Source organism: Rhodococcus sp. IEGM 1370 (genome assembly GCF_033142325.1).
In the GTDB taxonomy this organism is placed as follows: Bacteria; Actinomycetota; Actinomycetes; order Mycobacteriales; family Mycobacteriaceae; genus Rhodococcoides.
In genome coordinates this window covers 599,816-616,664 of the sequence record NZ_JAWLRY010000002.1, presented here as the reverse complement: position 1 = coordinate 616,664, position 16,849 = coordinate 599,816, and the positions used below count along the sequence as shown (strand labels likewise).

The following is a 16,849-nucleotide window of genomic DNA, read 5'->3' as shown; positions in this document are numbered from 1 at the left end:
GCGTCCGGGCACCCGGGCGAGTCGTCCGCATCTGTCGGGAGGATCGAAAAGCGTGTCTGTACCCGCGTCCACCAGCTCACAGAGGAATGTTGTCTTCGTCGACGGCATCCGTACCCCGTTCGGCAAAGCAGGCCCCAAGGGCATGTACGCCGACACTCGCGCAGACGACCTCGTCGTCAAGGCAATCCGCGAACTCCTTCGCAAGAACCCCAACCTCCCTCCCGAGCGCATCGACGAGGTCGCGATCGCCGCGACCACGCAGACCGGTGACCAGGGCCTGACCATCGGCCGTACGTCCGCACTGCTCGCCGGCCTCCCCCGCAGCGTCCCCGGATTCGCGATCGACCGCATGTGCGCAGGCGCGATGACCTCGGTGACCACCACCGGATCGGGCATCGGTTTCGGCCAGTACGACGTCGTGATCGCCGGTGGCGTCGAGCACATGGGCCGCCACCCGATGGGTGAGGGCGTCGACCCCAACCCGCGTTTCCTCGCCGACAAGCTCGTCGATCCCAGCGCGCTGGTGATGGGCAACACCGCCGAGAATCTGCACGACCGGTTCCCGAGCATCACCAAGGACCGCACCGACGCGTACGCCGTCGCCAGCCAGAACAAGTACGACGCCGCCAAGAAGGCCGGCTTCATCGCCGACACCCTTGTGCCCGTCGCCACCAAGTCCGCCGCAGGATGGGGCCTGGCCACCGAGGACGAGCCGCCTCGCCCCGGAACCACCGTCGAGGACCTCGCCAAGCTCAAGACGCCGTTCCGTCCCGCCGGTCGCGTCACCGCAGGCAACGCCGCAGGACTCAACGACGGTGCCACCGCCGCGATCCTCGCCGGCGAGGACACCGCGCACGAACTCGGTCTGAACATCGGCATGCGCATGGTCGGCTTCAGCTTCGCCGGCGTCGATCCCGCCGTCATGGGCATCGGACCGGTCCCCGCGACCGAGAAGTTGCTCGGCCGAACCGGATTGAGCATCGACGACATCGGCCTGTTCGAGATCAACGAGGCCTTTGCCATCCAGGTCCTCGCGTTCCTCGAGCACTACGGCATCGCCGACGACGATCCGCGCGTCAACCAGTGGGGCGGTGCCATCGCGTGTGGCCATCCCCTCGCATCCTCGGGCGTTCGCCTGATGACGCAGCTGAGCCGCCAATTCGCTCAGCAGCCCGACGTCCGTTACGGCTTGACGACCATGTGCATCGGTCTCGGCATGGGCGGCACCGTCATCTGGGAGAACCCCAACCACGCTGACTATTCAGGAGCGAAGGCATGAGCGACATCACCACAGCGTTCAGCGACGAGGTAGTCACGAACGCGTTCACGAAGCTTGTCTCCGTACCGGGGCTCGACGGCTCGATCGCCCTGGTGACCTTGGACAACGGCTTCGATCACACCAAGCCGTCGACCTTCGGTCCCGGTGGACTGGCCAAGTTCGACGCCGCCCTCGACGAGGCATTCGCAGCGAACCCGGTGGCCATCGCCGTCACCGGTAAGCCGTTCATCTTCGCCGTCGGTGCCGACCTCAACGGTGTGCCGAACATCAAGACCAAGGACGAGGCGCTGCAGATCGGGCAGCTCGGTCACAAGGTGTTCCGACGCCTGCGCGAGTCGACCGTTCCGACGTTCGCCTTCATCAACGGTGCCGCACTCGGTGGTGGCCTCGAAGTGGGACTGCACTCGCACTACCGGACCGTCGCGGAGAACGCTGCCGCACTCGGTCTGCCCGAGGCCTTCCTCGGCCTGGTGCCGGGATGGGGCGGAACTCAGTTGCTGCCCAACATCATCGGAGCCTCGAATGCCGTCACCGTCGTCATCGAGAACGCACTGAACCAGAACCGCGTCCTCAAGCCGCAGCAGGCACTCGACCTCGGCATCGCCGACGCCCTCTTCGGCGGAGCCGACTTCCTCGAGCAGTCCATTGCGTGGGCTGCTCAGGTCGTCAAGGGCGAGATCACCCCGGCCCGTCCCGAGATCGACCGCGGGCAGGCCTGGGACGACGCCATCGCCCGCGCCAAGGGCATCGTCGCGGGCAAGACCAACAACTTCGCCCCCGGCCCCGTCGCAGCGGTGGAGCTGCTCGAGCTCGCCAAGAGCACCGACATCACCGACTCGGCCTCACTCGACAAGGCCTTCGCGGCCGAGGACGAGGCCCTGTCCACGTTGTTGGTCAAGGACGAGCTCCGCGCCGGGCTGTACGCCTTCGATCTGGTGCAGAAGCGCGCGAAGCGTCCCGCCGGTGCACCCGACAAGTCGTTGGCCCGCAAGATCTCCGGCGTCGGCATCGTCGGTGCCGGCCTGATGGCCAGCCAGCTCGCACTGCTGTTCGTACGGCAGCTGAAGGTGCCGGTGATCCTCACCGACATCGATCAGGAGCGCATCGACAAGGGCGTCGGCTACGTCCACGGCGAGATCGACAAGCTGCTCGGCAAGAAGCGCCTGTCCCCCGATGCCGCAAATCGGTTGAAGGCGTTGGTGTCCGGCTCGATCGACAAGTCCGCCTTCGCGAATACCGACTTCGTCATCGAGGCCGTGTTCGAGAACCTGGACGTGAAGAAGAAGGTGTTCGCCGAGGTCGAGGAATTCGTCTCTGCCGACACGATTCTCGCGACCAATACGTCGTCGTTGTCGATCACGAAGATGGCGGCCGACCTGCAGCACCCCGAGCGCGTGGTGGGCTTCCACTTCTTCAACCCGGTCGCCGTTCTTCCGCTGCTCGAGGTCGTCAAGGGTGAGAAGACCGACGATGCCACTCTCGCAACGGCATTCGCAACGGCCAAGACTCTCAAGAAGTCCGCCGTGCTGTCGGCGGATCTTCCGGGCTTCGTCTTCAACCGTCTCGTCACTCGCGCGTCGAACGAGATCATCAGCGCGATCGACGAGGGCACTCCGTTCGATGTCGCCGACGGCGCTGTGGGCGAACTCGGCATGCCGATGAGCCCGCTGACGTTGCTGGCACTCGTCGGACCGGCCGTCGCTCTGCACACCGCCGAAACCCTGGCCGAGGCATACCCGGAGCGATTCAAGGACTCTGCCGGATTCCGTGCACTCGTCGAGGCGAAGAAGCCGGGTGTGTGGACCTACGGACCCGAGGGCCAGGTCGTCGATCCCGAGGTCGCCGCACTGTGGCCGCAGGGCGAATCGCCGTCGACCGCCGAGCAGGTGCTCGAGCGCACCCGCAACGCGATCGCCGACGAGATCAAGATCATGCTCGACGAGGGCGTCGTCGCGGCACCCGAGGACATCGACCTCTGCCTGCTCCTCGGCGGCGGATTCGGCTTCTGGAACGGCGGCATCACTCCGTACCTGGACCGTAGTGGGGCTTCCGAGGCCGCAACCGGTCAGCGCTTCCTCGCACCGGGCGTAGCCAGCGTCTAGCACTGCCCGCCGAGTTCGAGGTCGTGGACGGATTTCTCCGGATTTTCGTCCATGACCTCGAACTCGGCTTTTTCGTGTCGAGATAAGGTCTGACCCGATGAACAGCGAACGCAGTCGGTTGATCGGAATCGGCTACCGCATGCTGGGTTCCTACAGCGATGCCGAAGACGCCGCCTCCGAGGCTCTCGTTCGCTGGTACCGACTCACCGACGCCGAACGTGACGCCATCGACGTCCCGGCGGCGTGGCTCACCCGAGTGGTAGGCCGCATCTGCCTCGACGTACTGAGTTCCGCTCGCGCTCGACGCGAGAACTACGTCGGTCAGTGGTTGCCGGAACCGGTCCCCGGCACCGATTCCCGCGACGCGACCACGATGGACCCGGCCGACCGAGTTGTGCAACAGGATTCGGTGACCCTCGCGCTGCTCGTCGTGCTCGAGTCACTCGGTCCGGCGCAGCGAGTCGCCTTCGTACTGCACGACGCGTTCGCCGTCCCGTTCGACGAGATCGCCACCGTCCTGGATCGATCACCGGCCGCCTGCCGCCAACTCGCCTCTGCCGCACGAGCTCACGTGCATTCCCGTCACCGCTCCGTCGCCGATCCCATCGACCACGACCGCGTCGTGCGGGCTTTCGCGTCGGCCACGGCGGGCGGTGATCTCGCATCCCTCGTCTCGGTGCTCGCGCCCGACGTCGCCCTCGTCAGTGACGGCGGCGGTCACGTCTCCGCGGCCCGCAACGCCGTCCTCGGATCCGATCGAGTCGCTCGGTTCGTACGCGGCATCACCGCCAAGTCGACCGACCTCGAGTGGTCCATCGAACCCGTCAACGGCCTGTCGGGCATCGTGATGCGGCGCGACAGCGCGGTGTTCGGCGTCATCGGGTTCGACGTCGCCGACGACGTTGTCTCGAACGTCTGGATCGTGCTCAATCCGGACAAACTCCGCCACTGGGTCTGATGCACGCCATACATTCGTCGCGGCTGTGTCGTCAGAGAGTAGAGGCCCGTCACACGCGGTCCGATCAACTCTAGAGAAACAGGTGGATACGCGATGAAGACAGCCGTAGCCGGGGGAACCGGAACAGTCGGAGTGCACGTGGTCGAGGTTGCGCGCGAACGCGGCCACGACGTGGTCGTTCTGTCGCGATCTGCGGGTGTGGATCTCGTCACCGGGTCAGGACTGTCCGATTCCCTGTCCGGAGTCGAGGCGGTCGTGGACGTCGCGTCGACGCGGACAGTCTCGGCGAAAGAGTCGACGGCGTTCTTCGCCGCCGTGACGCGAAACCTGCTCGAGGCGGAGAGCGCGGCCGGTGTCGGCCATCACCTGGCGCTGTCGATCGTGGGGATAGACGAGGCACCGCACGGCTACTACGCCGGAAAGGTGGAGCAGGAGAGCCTCGTTCGTGCTGGAGCAGTGCCCTGGACGATTCTTCGAGCCACCCAGTTCCACGAGTTCGCCGGCCAGATCCGCGCGCAGGCGTCGTTCGGTCCGGTGAGCATCATCCCGAAGATGGTCTCGCAACCGATCGCCGCCCGCGAGGTCGCCGAACGACTGATCGACCTCGCGGAGCGGTCCCCGGCAGGTCGGGTCGCCGATCTCGGTGGACCACGTGAGGAACGCATGGCCGAGATGGTGCGGCGCTACGCACGGGCAATCGGTGCTCGCGGCCTGGTGCTCGAGGTCCCGATCCCCGGCGCGTACGGTCGCGCGATGCGAGACGGAACGCTGGTCACCACGACCGAGTCGGATCACGGTCTCCAGACCTTCGATCAGTGGTCGGCCGCCCAGGCGCGCTAGCCATCTGCCGCCGAACTCGAAGTTGTGGAAGACTTTCGGCAATTTTCCGTCCGCAACTTCGAGTTCGACAGCAGAATATCGGACAATTCACCTTTTTCGGCGAGCCGATTCCCGCACGCCACGAATATCGAGTCGATTTCGCCCCCATTCCGTCGGTGTGAGGACGATGATGACGATCGACCACCAAGGATGCTGGTTCACCTCGAAAGCTGGGTCACGTGATGACGCAATCCACCGATCGGCACACTGCCAAAGTCATCGGAGTCACGATTGCCGCCGCTGTCGGCGGCTTCCTGTTCGGGTTCGATTCGTCCGTCGTCAACGGCGCGGTGGACTCCATCCAGGAGAACTTCGCACTGTCGTCGTTCGTCACCGGCTTCGCGGTGGCCATCGCACTTCTCGGTTGCGCGGTCGGTGCCTGGTTCGCCGGCCGACTCGCCGACAGCTGGGGCCGAAAGAAGGTGATGCTGCTCGGTTCCGCACTGTTCACCATCTCGTCGGTGGGATCCGGGTTCGCGTTCAGCGTCCCGGATCTCATGCTCTGGCGTGTACTCGGCGGCCTCGGCATCGGCATCGCATCGGTGATCGCGCCCGCATACATCTCGGAGATAGCCCCGGCCCGCTATCGAGGTGGATTGGCCTCGCTGCAGCAGCTCGCCATCACCATCGGAATCTTCGCTGCCCTGCTGTCGGACGCGGTGCTGCAGAACGCCGCAGGCGGGCCGTCGAACGACCTGTGGTTCGGGCTCGAAGCCTGGCGATGGATGTTCCTGGTCGGTGTCGCACCGGCACTCGTCTACGGTTTTCTCGCCACGCTGATTCCCGAGTCGCCCAGATACCTCGTCGGAAAACATCTCGACGAGGAAGCGGCCCGCATTCTGGGAGACATCACCGGGGAGGTGAACCCGAACGAGAGGGTGAAACAGATCCGACTGACCTTGCGTCGGGAATCGAAATCATCTTTCGCCGATATCCGTGGACCGAAGTTCGGGCTGCAACCGATCGTCTGGGTCGGTATCACCATGGCCATCCTGCAGCAGTTCGTCGGAATCAACGCGATCTTCTACTATTCGACGACTCTGTGGAAGTCCGTCGGCTTCAGCGAGAATCAATCGTTCGTCACCTCGGTCATCACTTCGGTCATCAATGTCACGATGACATTCGTCGCCATCTTGTTCGTCGACCGATTCGGCCGACGAAATCTGCTCATGATCGGCTCGATCGGAATGTTCGTCGGCCTCGTACTCGCGGCCGTCTCGTTCAGCCAGGCAGTGGGTAGCGGGGACCAACTCGAATTGCCGTCGCCCTGGGGCCCTGTGGCTCTCGTCGGTGCCAACCTCTTCGTCGTGTTCTTCGCCGCAACCTGGGGCCCGATCATGTGGGTGATGCTCGGAGAGATGTTCCCCAACCGAATGCGAGCAGTCGCACTCGGTATCAGTACTGCCGCGAACTGGATTGCCAACTTCGCCATCACACTCGCGTTTCCGCCGTTGTCCGACACCATCGGACTCGGATTCATCTATTCGTTCTTTGCGTTCTTCGCGATCGTGTCCTTCTTCTTCGTCAAGTACAAGATCAAGGAAACCAAAGGAATGGAGCTCGAGGACATGGAGATCTGACATGCCGATGTTCGTCGTCGAATACGCGTACACCCCCGAGACCTCCTCGGGCCGTGACGATCACCGCACCGATCACCGCGCCTGGTTGCGAGAACTCGAGCGCCGCAAGATCCTCCGATCGTCGAGCCCGCTCGCCGATCACAGTGGTGCCACGATGATCGTCGAAGGCACCGACAAAGCAAGTGTGGAGCGGATGTTCGCACACGACCCCTTCGCCCTGGCCCATCTGATAGATCGCGTTCAGATCGAAGAATTGGTCGCTGGGACGTAACGGATCGTCGAGTCCTTGCGCAAACCTGTCGCCGCGACCGCCAGAACGATCACGTAGACAACGCAATACGCGTTCCGCAGTCCTCCGTCGAGAATCGGCGATACGGACTGCATGAACGTGCCGATCACCACCACATCGGCCTGAGTGCGATACCAGGCCACGAAAGGCGCTGTGGCGGCGAGTACTCCGAGAACGCGGAGGATGCGGTGGCGTGTGCTCGACCGCGAACACGCGTCGAGTCCGATCACCAGCAACGGAACGCACCACACCCAGTGATGGCCCCAGGAGAACGGCGAAACCATCGGGGCCGTGAGACCGCACAGCGTCATCGCCAGCAGTGTTCTACCCGCCCGGTGAGCTCGATACGAGACCCACATCCCCGCGGCAAGGACGACCACCGCCACCGGCAACCACACGAATACAGGCGGATGCTCGGTTCCCCATGCCCGCGCCACCATCCCCCGAACCGACTGATTCGCGGGAGACGTGGTCGACCCCACCCGGTCCGAGGCGAGGATCGCGGAGGTCCAATAACGCCACGCGTCGGAGAACACGACGACGAACCCGATCAGCACCGTGACAAGACCGGTGACGGCCGCGGTCCAAGCCGTTCGCCACTGCTTCTGCACGATCGACATGACGACGAACAGGCCCGGCGTCAGCTTCAGACCGGCCGCAATTCCGACACCGAACCCTCGGAACCGACTGCCCTCGGGCCGACCGAGATCCCACAGCACCAACGCGAGCAACAGCAGATTGATCTGGCCCAACCACAGCGACATGCGCACCGGCTCGAGCCACGAGCAGCCCACTGCAAGAGCCACACTCACCACCTTGGTCCGCGTGCTGTTCTCGTAACCGAGTCGACGCCAGCTGAGATAGACCACTCCGTAGAGCAACACGACGTTGGATATGTTCACCAGCAATCCGGTGGCGGTATCGGACAGCAAGCCCAGAGGCGCGAACAGCACCGCGGCGAACGGCGGATACGTGAACGGCAGCGTGCCGAACAACGAGAACGAGTACAGCCCTTCGCCACTGAGCACGGTTGCGCCGCCGTGCCGGTAGACGAGAGCGTCGACACCGTTGCCGAACAATCCGTACAACGAGTCGAACGACAGCAAACGATCGTGAGCGGCGAATGCCACCACACCGATCACAGCCGACATTGCCACGAACCACCGCGAATGCCGTCGCTCCACCCCGTCGTTCCGGGAATCCAGCGCAGGAGCGTCATCCACGCATTCGACGGCCGCCCAGTCGGAATCACCGGCACCGAGAGCCGGATCGACTCGGCTGTCCGAGACGTCGGTTCTACCGTCGAAGACGAGGGTCATGGACAAAACATGCCAGTCGTCCCGGTTTGTGCAGCAACGACACACCAGTCACACAGGTCACATATTCGCAAAGAAAATTATCGTCACTCGGCAACGCAACGGTGGGAACCGTCGGTGCTCTTCCTACTCGTGATGACGGTACCCATGGCAGTCGCGGGCGCGGTGGCCGGACGCCGCGCGTTCTACGGCGTCGACGTCCGGCGGAAAGCCTGCGTCAGAGGCTCTTGACCCAGTGCGAAACCCGCTGCACGACGTCCTCGCAGGTGAGACCGAGTTCGTGGTGAAGCTGTTCGCGCGATGCATGGTCCAGGAATCGTTGTGGCACACCGAGATCGCGACACGGGGTGTCGACGCCTGCCGCACGAAGAGCCGCGGACAGGGTCGAACCGATACCGCCGTGCAGGCCACTGTCTTCGAGGGTGACCACCATCCGGTAGTCCTCCGCCAATTTCAGCAGCGCCTGCGGGATGGGCAGCACCCATCTGGGGTCGACCACGGCCGCCGAGATGCCGTCCTGTCGGAGTTTCTCCGCGGCGTGCACGGCCAACGGACCGAACACTCCGACGGCCACGATCAGCACATCGCCCGTGGCCCCGGACGGTTCGGTCAGTACGTCGACGATTCCGTCCAGTCTGCGTACTGCAGGAACGGTCTCGGTCACTGCGCCCTTCGGAAAGCGCAGGGCAGTGGGTCCGTCGGACGTCGCGATCGCCTCGGCCAACTCTTCTCGCAGAGTCTCGGCATCGCGCGGTGCCGCTACCTTCATGCCGGGAACGATGCCGAGCAGAGACATGTCCCACATGCCGTTGTGGCTGGCACCGTCGGCCCCGGTGACACCAGCGCGGTCCAGCACCACGGTGACCGGCAGTCCGAGCAGCGCCACGTCCATCAGCAACTGGTCGAACGCTCGATTGAGGAAGGTGGAGTAGATCGCGACCACCGGATGCATGCCGCCCAGCGCCAGCCCGGCAGCCGACGTCATCGCGTGCTGCTCGGCGATTCCGACGTCGAACAATCGGTCGGGGAAGCGAACTCCGAACGCGGCGAGACCGGTGGGCGCGGCCATCGCTGCGGTGATCGCCACGACGTCTTCGTTCTGCTCGCCCTGCTCGATCAATGCCGCCGAGAACACCGAGGTCCAGTCCGGTGCCGACTTGGATCGCGCCAGTCCGGTCAACGGATCGATGATCCCGGTGGCGTGCATCTGGTCTGCGACGTCGTTCTCGGCGTGAACGTAGCCCATGCCTTTACGCGTCACCGCGTGGACGATGACCGGACCGCCGTACGCCTTGGCTCGGCGCAGTGCCGATTCCATCGCGTGCTGGTCGTGCCCGTCGACAGGACCCAGGTATTTGATGCCGAGATCGGTGAACATCACCTGCGGGCTGATGGCGTCCTTCACCCCGGCCTTCATGCCGTGCAACATCGCGTAGGCCGTGGGCCCGACGATCGGAATGCGACGAACGATACGACGACCGTTGTCCAGCACCTTCTCGTACCCGGGCTGGAGCCGTAGAGCCGCCAGATGATCGGCCAGGCCCCCGATGGTCGGGGCATAGGAGCGACCGTTGTCGTTGACGACGATCACCAGGGATCGGTCGCGGCCTGCGGCGATGTTGTTAAGGGCCTCCCAACACATTCCGCCGGTGAGCGCACCGTCGCCGACCACGGCGACGACGTGCCGGTCGGTCTCGCCCTTCAGAGCGAACGCTTTGGCCAGGCCGTCGGCGTAGGAGAGAGAGGCCGACGCGTGCGAGGACTCGACCCAGTCGTGTTCGCTCTCGACCCGTGACGGGTAGCCCGACAGGCCGCCCTGCTTACGAAGCGTGTCGAACAGACCGGTGCGCCCGGTCAGCATCTTGTGCACGTATGCCTGATGACCGGTGTCGAAGATGACGGGATCACGCGGGGAGTCGAAGATGCGATGAATCGCCAGTGTCAGTTCCACCACACCGAGATTGGGACCGAGGTGGCCACCGGTAGCGGACACCTTCTCGACGAGGAACGCACGGATCTCGCGGGCCAGTTCGGCCAGCTCCGCACTGCCGAGGTCGCGCAAGTCCTCGGGCGTCTGAATTCGAGCTAGGACACCCAACGAGATCGCTCCCTCCGGCCGGAAAACACAATGGAAATTTCAGTCTACGGAGTTATCGAGCACTGCTGCTCCGCCCAGCATCGTGACGCCGACAGTACCGTCGAACGTCGAGATGCCCTGGGTCAGCCGCCCCTAACCTGGGCAGTGACGAAACGGACATCACACATACAGTGTGGCCTATGAGCAACGTGGTCGATGCCATCCTGCGCCGAGTTCACGAACTGTGTCGCGACGATACGTCCGGGCAGGTGGCGGACTACATTCCCGAGCTCGCTGCCGTCATGCCGGACGGGTTCGGTATCGCGCTGACGACCACGGACGGTTACGTCTACGAGGTCGGCGACACTCGACTCCCTTTCACGATCCAATCCATCTCCAAGCCGTTCACCTACGCGTTGGCGTTGGCCGACCGGGGCCTGGACGTCGTGGCGAGCAAGATCGACGTCGAGCCGTCCGGTGAACCGTTCAACGAGATCAGCCTCGACCCCGTCACCGAGCGACCACGCAACCCGATGATCAACGCCGGTGCCATCACATCGGCGTCGCTGATCGTCGGGCGAAGTGCCGAGGATCGATTCGAGCGCATTCGAGCCTCGTACTCGCGGTATGCGGGACGGTCTCTGACGTTCAACGACGCCGTCTACCGGTCGGAGGCCCGCACCGGCAATCGCAACCGCGCAATCGGGTACATGCTCCGTTCGTTCGACATCATCGACCACGATCCCGACGCCGCTGTCGATCTGTACTTCCGCCAGTGCTCGATCGACGTCACCGCCGCGGACCTCGCCATGATGGCGGCAACCATGGCCAACAACGGCGTCAATCCACGCACGCGTGAACGCGCACTGGCACCTGCCCTGGTCGAAAGAGTGCTGTCGGTCATGACCACGTGTGGGATGTACGACGGCGCAGGCGACTGGGTCGCGAGGGTCGGCCTGCCGGCCAAGAGTGGGGTGGGAGGCGGGATCCTGGCGGTACTTCCGGGGCAGATGGGCATCGCCGTCTACTCTCCGCGTCTCGACTCGCACGGGAACAGCGTGCGCGGAGTCGCCGCCTGCCGAGAACTCTCGACACGGCTCGAACTGCACTTCCTGCACGTCACCCGAGCGGCGAAATCCTCGATACGGCGCCGATACGTGGTCACCGAGGCACCCTCACGCAAACGGCGATCGGACGTGGAACAGGCCACCTTGGCTGCCGTGGGCGATCGCGCCCGCGTCTACGAACTGCACGGGGATCTACTGTTCTCCGGTGCCGAGACTGCCGTCCGTGAGATCGGCGACCTCGATCGGGAACTCGATGCCCTCGTCATCGATGTGCGGGGCGTCGACGAGGTCAGTGACATCGCCCGGGCGATGTTCGAGGATCTACGTCAGGATCTCGCAGAGCACGGCTGTGTGGTGGGTCTGGTGGATCCCAGGGCGATCATGGGTCACACGACGTCGAGTCTCGACCCGGCGGACCCCGCGGGCCGAACCTACTCGAGCCTGGGTGCGGCCATCCAGTGGGCCGAGAATCTGTTGCTCGATCGTCATTGCGCGGGTGTGCGACAACCGACCGTGGTCACCACGGCCGAGCATCCGTTGCTGGCCGGGCTGTCCGCCGCGCAGTTCGACGCGGTGACTCCGTATCTGGAGAAGCGGCACTACGCGCGCGGAGATGTGATCGTTCGCCAGGGAGATGCGGCTGCGGGCCTGTTCCTGATGCTGCGTGGTGAGGTGACGTCCACGGCCGTCGCCGCCGACGGTGGCAAGCACCGCATCACCACACTCTCCCCCGGGATGAGCTTCGGTGAGATGCCTCTGCTGATGTCGGTACCGTTCCTGCTCGACATGGTCGCCGACACACCGGTCGATCTCGTGGTGGTGTCGGCGGCGCACTTCCGGGCGCTCACACGCGACGCACCGGAGGTCAAGTTGGCGCTGCTGGAAAATCTCGCCACCGGAGCCTACGGCCAGATGGCAGCGGTGATCAGAACGCTCGGGCGGTTCGACATCGGCCTCTGACCGAACGTCGAACCGCCCGAGGCGACTGCGCGAGCGCTGTTCTCAGGCGCCCAGCGTCAGCATCGTGAGCACCTCGGTGGGCTGCGCAGACCCGCCCGCGGGTTCGAGCGAGAACGCGAAGTTCGTCGACGACCCGAGACCGTCGACCACCGTGCCGTCCTCGGAGGTGAGCTGATCCTCGGTCACCACGCCGGCAGAGCGAGGTGAACCGTCCACGAACCACATTTGGTAAACGCGGCCGGGCGGTGGCTGCGGGACTCCGTCGAGATCGACGACGACCGCGTTCTGGGACAGCGAGTACGCCACGGTCGCCGAGCCGCCACCGGGGAACTCCGCAGTCACCTGTCGTGAATCGGGCGCGGCCACGATCTGATCCGCCTGAGACGGCTGCGCATCGTTGCCCATGGTCTGGCTGACCACCACTACGCCGCCGACGGCGACGACCACCGCGGCCGCAGCCGAGACCATCGAGTACCGCCAGGCCTTCGAGCGTTCCCGCCGATGCCGGTGCAGTGGCGTGACGTTCGGTGGCAGCTTGTGGACCGTGGGCTCCTGATCGCTGACGGCGACCTGATCGAGCACCCGTTGCCGGAGGCGCTCGGGTGCAGGAGCGGCGTCGGCCGCCGCTGCCAGGGCCAGCGTCTCGTGGATCTCGCCCACGAGGACGTCGAACTGGGCGCGTGCGGTCTCGTCGACGCGCAACCGTTCGGTCTCGATGTCGCGTCGTTCGGCTTCGGTGGTCGCGTGCAGGGCATAGACCTCCGCGTCGTCGAGCAGTCGTTGTCGTGACGATTCGTTCATTGCGGGATCACCCCCAGGCATGTCTTCAATTTGATCAATCCGTCTCGTATGCGCGACTTGATGGTAGGAACCGCGACCCCGAGCCGCTCCGCAACTTCGCGATAGGTGTAACCGCTGTAATAGGCCATTCGGACCGACTCGCTCTGCGTATCGGTCAAAGTGTCGAGACAGGCAACCACGGCCTCCGATTCGAGCCGCTGCGTCACCGTCTCGAGTACCTCGTCGTGCTCCGGTGTGTGACTGACTGCTCCGTACGCGGCCTCACGGTCGGTACCCGACTGCTCGCTCCGAACGCGATCGACGGCGCGACGGTGCGCCAGCGTCATGATCCAGGCCAGTGGACTGCCCTGGTTCGGGTCGTAGTTCGGTGCCGCACGCCAGATCTGAAGGAAGACCTCCTGCGCGGTCTCCTCGCTGTACCCCGGGTCGCGAAGCACCCGCAGCACCATGCCGTACACCCGCGACGACGTCGCGTCGTACAACTCGGCGAACGCCGCCCGATCGCCCTGTGCGACCGACGCCATCAACCGACGGAGACGATCCGTTTCGTCGGCACGCAGGTTCTTGAGCTGTGGACTGGGAACAGCGCACACCGCATCCTCTGCCGCGTAGTTCTCCGAGGCATCGGACGTCGGCCGGTCACGGCCGGCATCCGACGATCCGGACGCATCCGACAACGGCGCGCTCATCGGAAGGTCGTCCCAACAGACGGGTTCATGATCGAGTTCATCGATCACGACACTAGTGGTCATATCGCTCTCATATCGAAACCTCCGCGTTTTCCCGCCGCAGTACATATTCGGAACAAACCGACCGGAGGATGGTTCGGAACCGAAATTCGTTTGCGGAGTTGTGGACCGCGTTTCATCCTTGGTGGAGAATCGGACAATCGTGGGGAATCGGGCGACCGGCCCACCGGAGGGAACGAGAGACATGGCGGCGATCGAGACACACGGTCTGATCAAACGTTTCGGCACGAACATCGCTGTCGACGGAGTCGACCTGTCCATCCCGTCCGGTGGTGTCTACGGCGTGCTCGGGCCCAACGGCGCGGGGAAGACGACGACCATCCGGATGCTGGCCACCCTGCTTCCGATCGACGGAGGCAGTGCCCGGGTCCTGGGTCACGACGTCGCGAACGAACCCGAGGCCGTACGGCAGAAGGTAGCTCTGACAGGACAATTCGCTTCTCTGGACGAGGATCTCACCGGTACGGAGAATCTGGTGCTGCTCGCTCGACTGCTCGGCTACTCACGGCCTGCCGCCCGATCACGAGCCGAGCAGTTGCTGACGGCGTTCGACATCGCCGATGCCGGACCGCGGCAGGTCAAGACCTACTCCGGCGGAATGCGCCGTCGCATCGACATCGCCGCCAGCATCATCGTCACTCCCGAACTGATCTTCCTCGACGAGCCCACCACGGGACTCGATCCCCGCAGCCGAAATCACGTGTGGGAGATCGTCCGTGCGTTGGTCGCGGGCGGAACGACGGTGTTACTGACGACACAGTATCTGGACGAGGCCGATCAACTGGCCGGGCGTGTCGCAGTCATCGATCGCGGCAAGGTCATCGCCGAAGGGACGACGGGCGAGCTGAAGGCATCGGTGGGATCGAATTCACTGCACCTGCGAGTTCTCGAAACGTCCCAGCGAACGGCCGCTGCACGGATCCTGCGAGATCTGCTCGGCGACAACGTCACCGAGGACCCGGATCCGTTCACCGTGACCGCACGGTTGGACAATCCGGCACAGGCCGCGCCCGTGCTGCCTGCACTCGAGACCGCAGGCATCCCCATCGCGTCGTTCACGCTGGGGCAACCGAGCTTGGACGAGGTGTTTCTCGCCCTCACCGGGCATGGGGCGGGAGTGGAGCCTGCAGGAACGACCCGAGGGGCGGGAGTGGAGCCTGCAGGAACGACCTATCGGGCCGGCACCACAGTCGAATCCGACCGGGAGGTTGCGTCATGACGACCGAAGCCCAGCAGTCGACGCCACAGGCGTCGACCATCATCGATGTGCTCGGTGCCGCCGGGCCTCGTCCGCCGCGTCCGTCGTCGTTGTCGACGTCGTTGAGCTTCGGGTGGCGTGCGCTGCTCAAGATCAAGCACGTACCCGAGCAATTGTTCGATGTGACGGCCTTTCCCATCATGTTCACGTTGCTCTTCACCTACCTGTTCGGTGGCGCACTGGCCGGGTCGACCGAGGCGTACATCCAGTTCCTGCTCCCCGGCATCCTCGTGCAGACCGTGGTGATGATCACGATGTACACCGGCGTGACCATGAACAAGGACATCGAGAAGGGCGTGTTCGATCGATTCCGTTCGCTGCCCATCTGGCGTCCGTCGCCCCTGGTCGGTGCGCTGCTCGGTGACGTCGTTCGCTACACACTGGCCTCGGTGATCGTGCTGATCCTCGGGTTGGTCCTCGGCTTCAGGCCGCAAGGTGGTGTCCTCGGCGTCGTGGCGTCCATCGCTCTGCTGCTGGTGTTCTCGTTCTGCCTGTCCTGGATCTGGACCATGATCGCGATGATCGTGCGCACCGAGGCCGCGGTCATGGGCGTGTCGATGTTCATCCTGTTTCCGCTCACCTTCGCGAGCAACATCTTCGTCGACCCCAGCACGATGCCCGGTTGGCTGCGCGCGTTCGTCGACGTCAACCCGGTCAGCTTCCTCGTCACGTCACTGCGCGGACTGATGCAGGGCGATGTGGACACCGGTCGGCTGGGAGTGACGCTGATGCTGTGCGCGGTGTTGCTGGCGGTCTTCGGGCCCATCACGATGCGCCTGTACAACCGAAAGTCCTAGCGAACACGGTGCGCATCGCCTCGATCACGAGGCCGCGCGTGCTCGATGCCTGCGGACCGCGTCGCGATTGGAGCACACCGTTCCGCAGTAGCGTTGCCTGCCGGTCCTCGAGGTGTCGGCGAAGGCAAGCGTGCAGTCGGCGGCGGCGCAGCGATCGAGGCGAGACATTCCGCGTCCGGTCAGATGCAACGCTGTGCCGACGCTCACCAAGGCCCTGATGACGCCGCCGAGTTCGATGTTGGGGTCGCGATAGTGCATGTGCCAGCCGTCGTCGGCATGGTTGGTCAGCCGCGGGTACGCCGACGCCTGTGCCAACAGCGCATTGAGCTCGTCGGCCCGATCGTTCTCGGTGGTTGCGTCCACCACACGGGCCCAGTCACGCAGGAACTCGAGGGTGTCGAGAAGATCGGCGTCGGTGGCGGTCCAGTCCGGTACGAGGCCGGCGTCGACGCAGCGGGTGCCCAGTTCGGTCGCCGACGTGGGCGGTGAATTGAGCAGGTCGATACCGAGTTTCACCGCATATTCGCCGTAAGGGTTGATGTGCACAAGACCATTACATCACGATGGACGCATGCACACCGAACACACCACACACACCTGGACCACCCACTCCACCCACGACACGAGCGAGGGACTCGTCGGATATCAGGGGTGCACATGCGGCGCACAGCGCATCGTGACCGTTCCCTCGCACACCTTCGCCCCGGTCGCCGAAGTTGCGTACCGGGCCTGATCGG

General features: G+C 64.5%; 15 protein-coding genes. 10 read left to right on the top strand and 5 right to left on the bottom strand.

What is annotated here, in order from left to right; translation table 11 throughout:
• The first annotated feature begins 52 nt into the window (after positions 1-52).
• The 6 genes from R4P47_RS06110 (at position 53) to R4P47_RS06085 (ending at position 7,069) form a co-directional block, all read left to right on the top strand.
• Complete coding sequence (locus R4P47_RS06110) at positions 53-1,279, top strand: thiolase family protein (RefSeq protein WP_068050622.1); 1,227 nt, start codon at positions 53-55, stop codon at positions 1,277-1,279.
• Positions 1,276-3,381 (top strand): 3-hydroxyacyl-CoA dehydrogenase NAD-binding domain-containing protein, encoded by a 2,106-nt coding sequence (locus R4P47_RS06105; RefSeq protein ID WP_317784267.1) that lies wholly within the window; start codon positions 1,276-1,278, stop codon positions 3,379-3,381. Before R4P47_RS06110 ends, R4P47_RS06105 begins: the two co-directional genes overlap by 4 nt.
• 97 nt (positions 3,382-3,478) lie before the next feature.
• Positions 3,479-4,339 carry an RNA polymerase sigma factor SigJ gene (gene sigJ, locus R4P47_RS06100; RefSeq protein WP_317784266.1) on the top strand — a complete coding sequence of 287 codons (861 nt, stop codon included), beginning with the start codon at positions 3,479-3,481 and terminating at the stop codon, positions 4,337-4,339.
• Between the two features lie 93 nt (positions 4,340-4,432).
• Positions 4,433-5,179 (top strand): SDR family oxidoreductase, encoded by a 747-nt coding sequence (locus R4P47_RS06095; RefSeq protein WP_317784265.1) that lies wholly within the window; start codon positions 4,433-4,435, stop codon positions 5,177-5,179.
• Positions 5,180-5,400: 221 nt separating this feature from the next.
• Complete coding sequence (locus R4P47_RS06090; protein ID WP_149405882.1) at positions 5,401-6,798, top strand: sugar porter family MFS transporter; 1,398 nt, start codon at positions 5,401-5,403, stop codon at positions 6,796-6,798.
• Position 6,799: 1 nt separating this feature from the next.
• A complete protein-coding gene (locus R4P47_RS06085; protein WP_300518421.1) occupies positions 6,800-7,069 on the top strand; it encodes a YciI family protein in 270 nt (89 codons plus the stop codon).
• Here the strand turns inward: R4P47_RS06085 and R4P47_RS06080 are convergent.
• Together R4P47_RS06080 and dxs are read right to left on the bottom strand one after the other, a co-directional pair.
• Positions 7,039-8,406 (bottom strand): glycosyltransferase 87 family protein, encoded by a 1,368-nt coding sequence (locus R4P47_RS06080; protein WP_317784264.1) that lies wholly within the window; start codon positions 8,404-8,406, stop codon positions 7,039-7,041. The two genes, R4P47_RS06085 and R4P47_RS06080, sit on opposite strands and share 31 nt — an antisense overlap.
• Before the next feature lie 214 nt (positions 8,407-8,620).
• Complete coding sequence (gene dxs / locus R4P47_RS06075) at positions 8,621-10,501, bottom strand: 1-deoxy-D-xylulose-5-phosphate synthase (RefSeq protein ID WP_269596103.1); 1,881 nt, start codon at positions 10,499-10,501, stop codon at positions 8,621-8,623.
• A gap of 179 nt (positions 10,502-10,680) precedes the next feature.
• Between dxs and glsA the strand changes: the two genes are divergently transcribed.
• Positions 10,681-12,507, top strand: coding sequence for a glutaminase A (glsA, locus tag R4P47_RS06070; protein ID WP_317784263.1), 1,827 nt, complete (start codon positions 10,681-10,683; stop codon positions 12,505-12,507).
• Positions 12,508-12,549: 42 nt separating this feature from the next.
• On the opposite strand, the gene R4P47_RS06065 is transcribed toward glsA, so the two are convergent.
• Both R4P47_RS06065 and R4P47_RS06060 read right to left on the bottom strand, forming a co-directional pair.
• Positions 12,550-13,308, bottom strand: a complete 759-nt coding sequence (locus R4P47_RS06065; RefSeq protein WP_317532450.1) for an anti-sigma factor — start codon at positions 13,306-13,308, stop codon at positions 12,550-12,552.
• Positions 13,305-14,060: a sigma-70 family RNA polymerase sigma factor gene (locus R4P47_RS06060; protein ID WP_094642013.1), complete on the bottom strand. Its 756-nt coding sequence runs from the start codon at positions 14,058-14,060 to the stop codon at positions 13,305-13,307. The genes R4P47_RS06065 and R4P47_RS06060 overlap by 4 nt, the downstream gene beginning before the upstream one ends.
• A 181-nt stretch (positions 14,061-14,241) precedes the next feature.
• On the opposite strand from R4P47_RS06060, the gene R4P47_RS06055 reads away from it, so the two are divergent.
• Both R4P47_RS06055 and R4P47_RS06050 read left to right on the top strand, forming a co-directional pair.
• Entirely contained in the window at positions 14,242-15,276 is a 1,035-nt protein-coding gene (locus R4P47_RS06055) for an ATP-binding cassette domain-containing protein (protein WP_317784262.1), read from the top strand.
• Positions 15,273-16,112 (top strand): ABC transporter permease, encoded by an 840-nt coding sequence (locus R4P47_RS06050; protein ID WP_068050632.1) that lies wholly within the window; start codon positions 15,273-15,275, stop codon positions 16,110-16,112. Before R4P47_RS06055 ends, R4P47_RS06050 begins: the two co-directional genes overlap by 4 nt.
• A 24-nt stretch (positions 16,113-16,136) precedes the next feature.
• Here R4P47_RS06050 and R4P47_RS06045 read toward each other — a convergent pair whose 3' ends face one another.
• The gene (locus R4P47_RS06045; RefSeq protein WP_317784261.1) at positions 16,137-16,658 is read right to left on the bottom strand and encodes a CGNR zinc finger domain-containing protein; all 522 of its coding nucleotides are present in this window, start codon (positions 16,656-16,658) and stop codon (positions 16,137-16,139) included.
• 25 nt (positions 16,659-16,683) lie between these two features.
• Between R4P47_RS06045 and R4P47_RS06040 the strand changes: the two genes are divergently transcribed.
• Complete coding sequence (locus R4P47_RS06040) at positions 16,684-16,845, top strand: hypothetical protein (RefSeq protein ID WP_188078626.1); 162 nt, start codon at positions 16,684-16,686, stop codon at positions 16,843-16,845.
• Positions 16,846-16,849 lie beyond the last annotated feature (4 nt).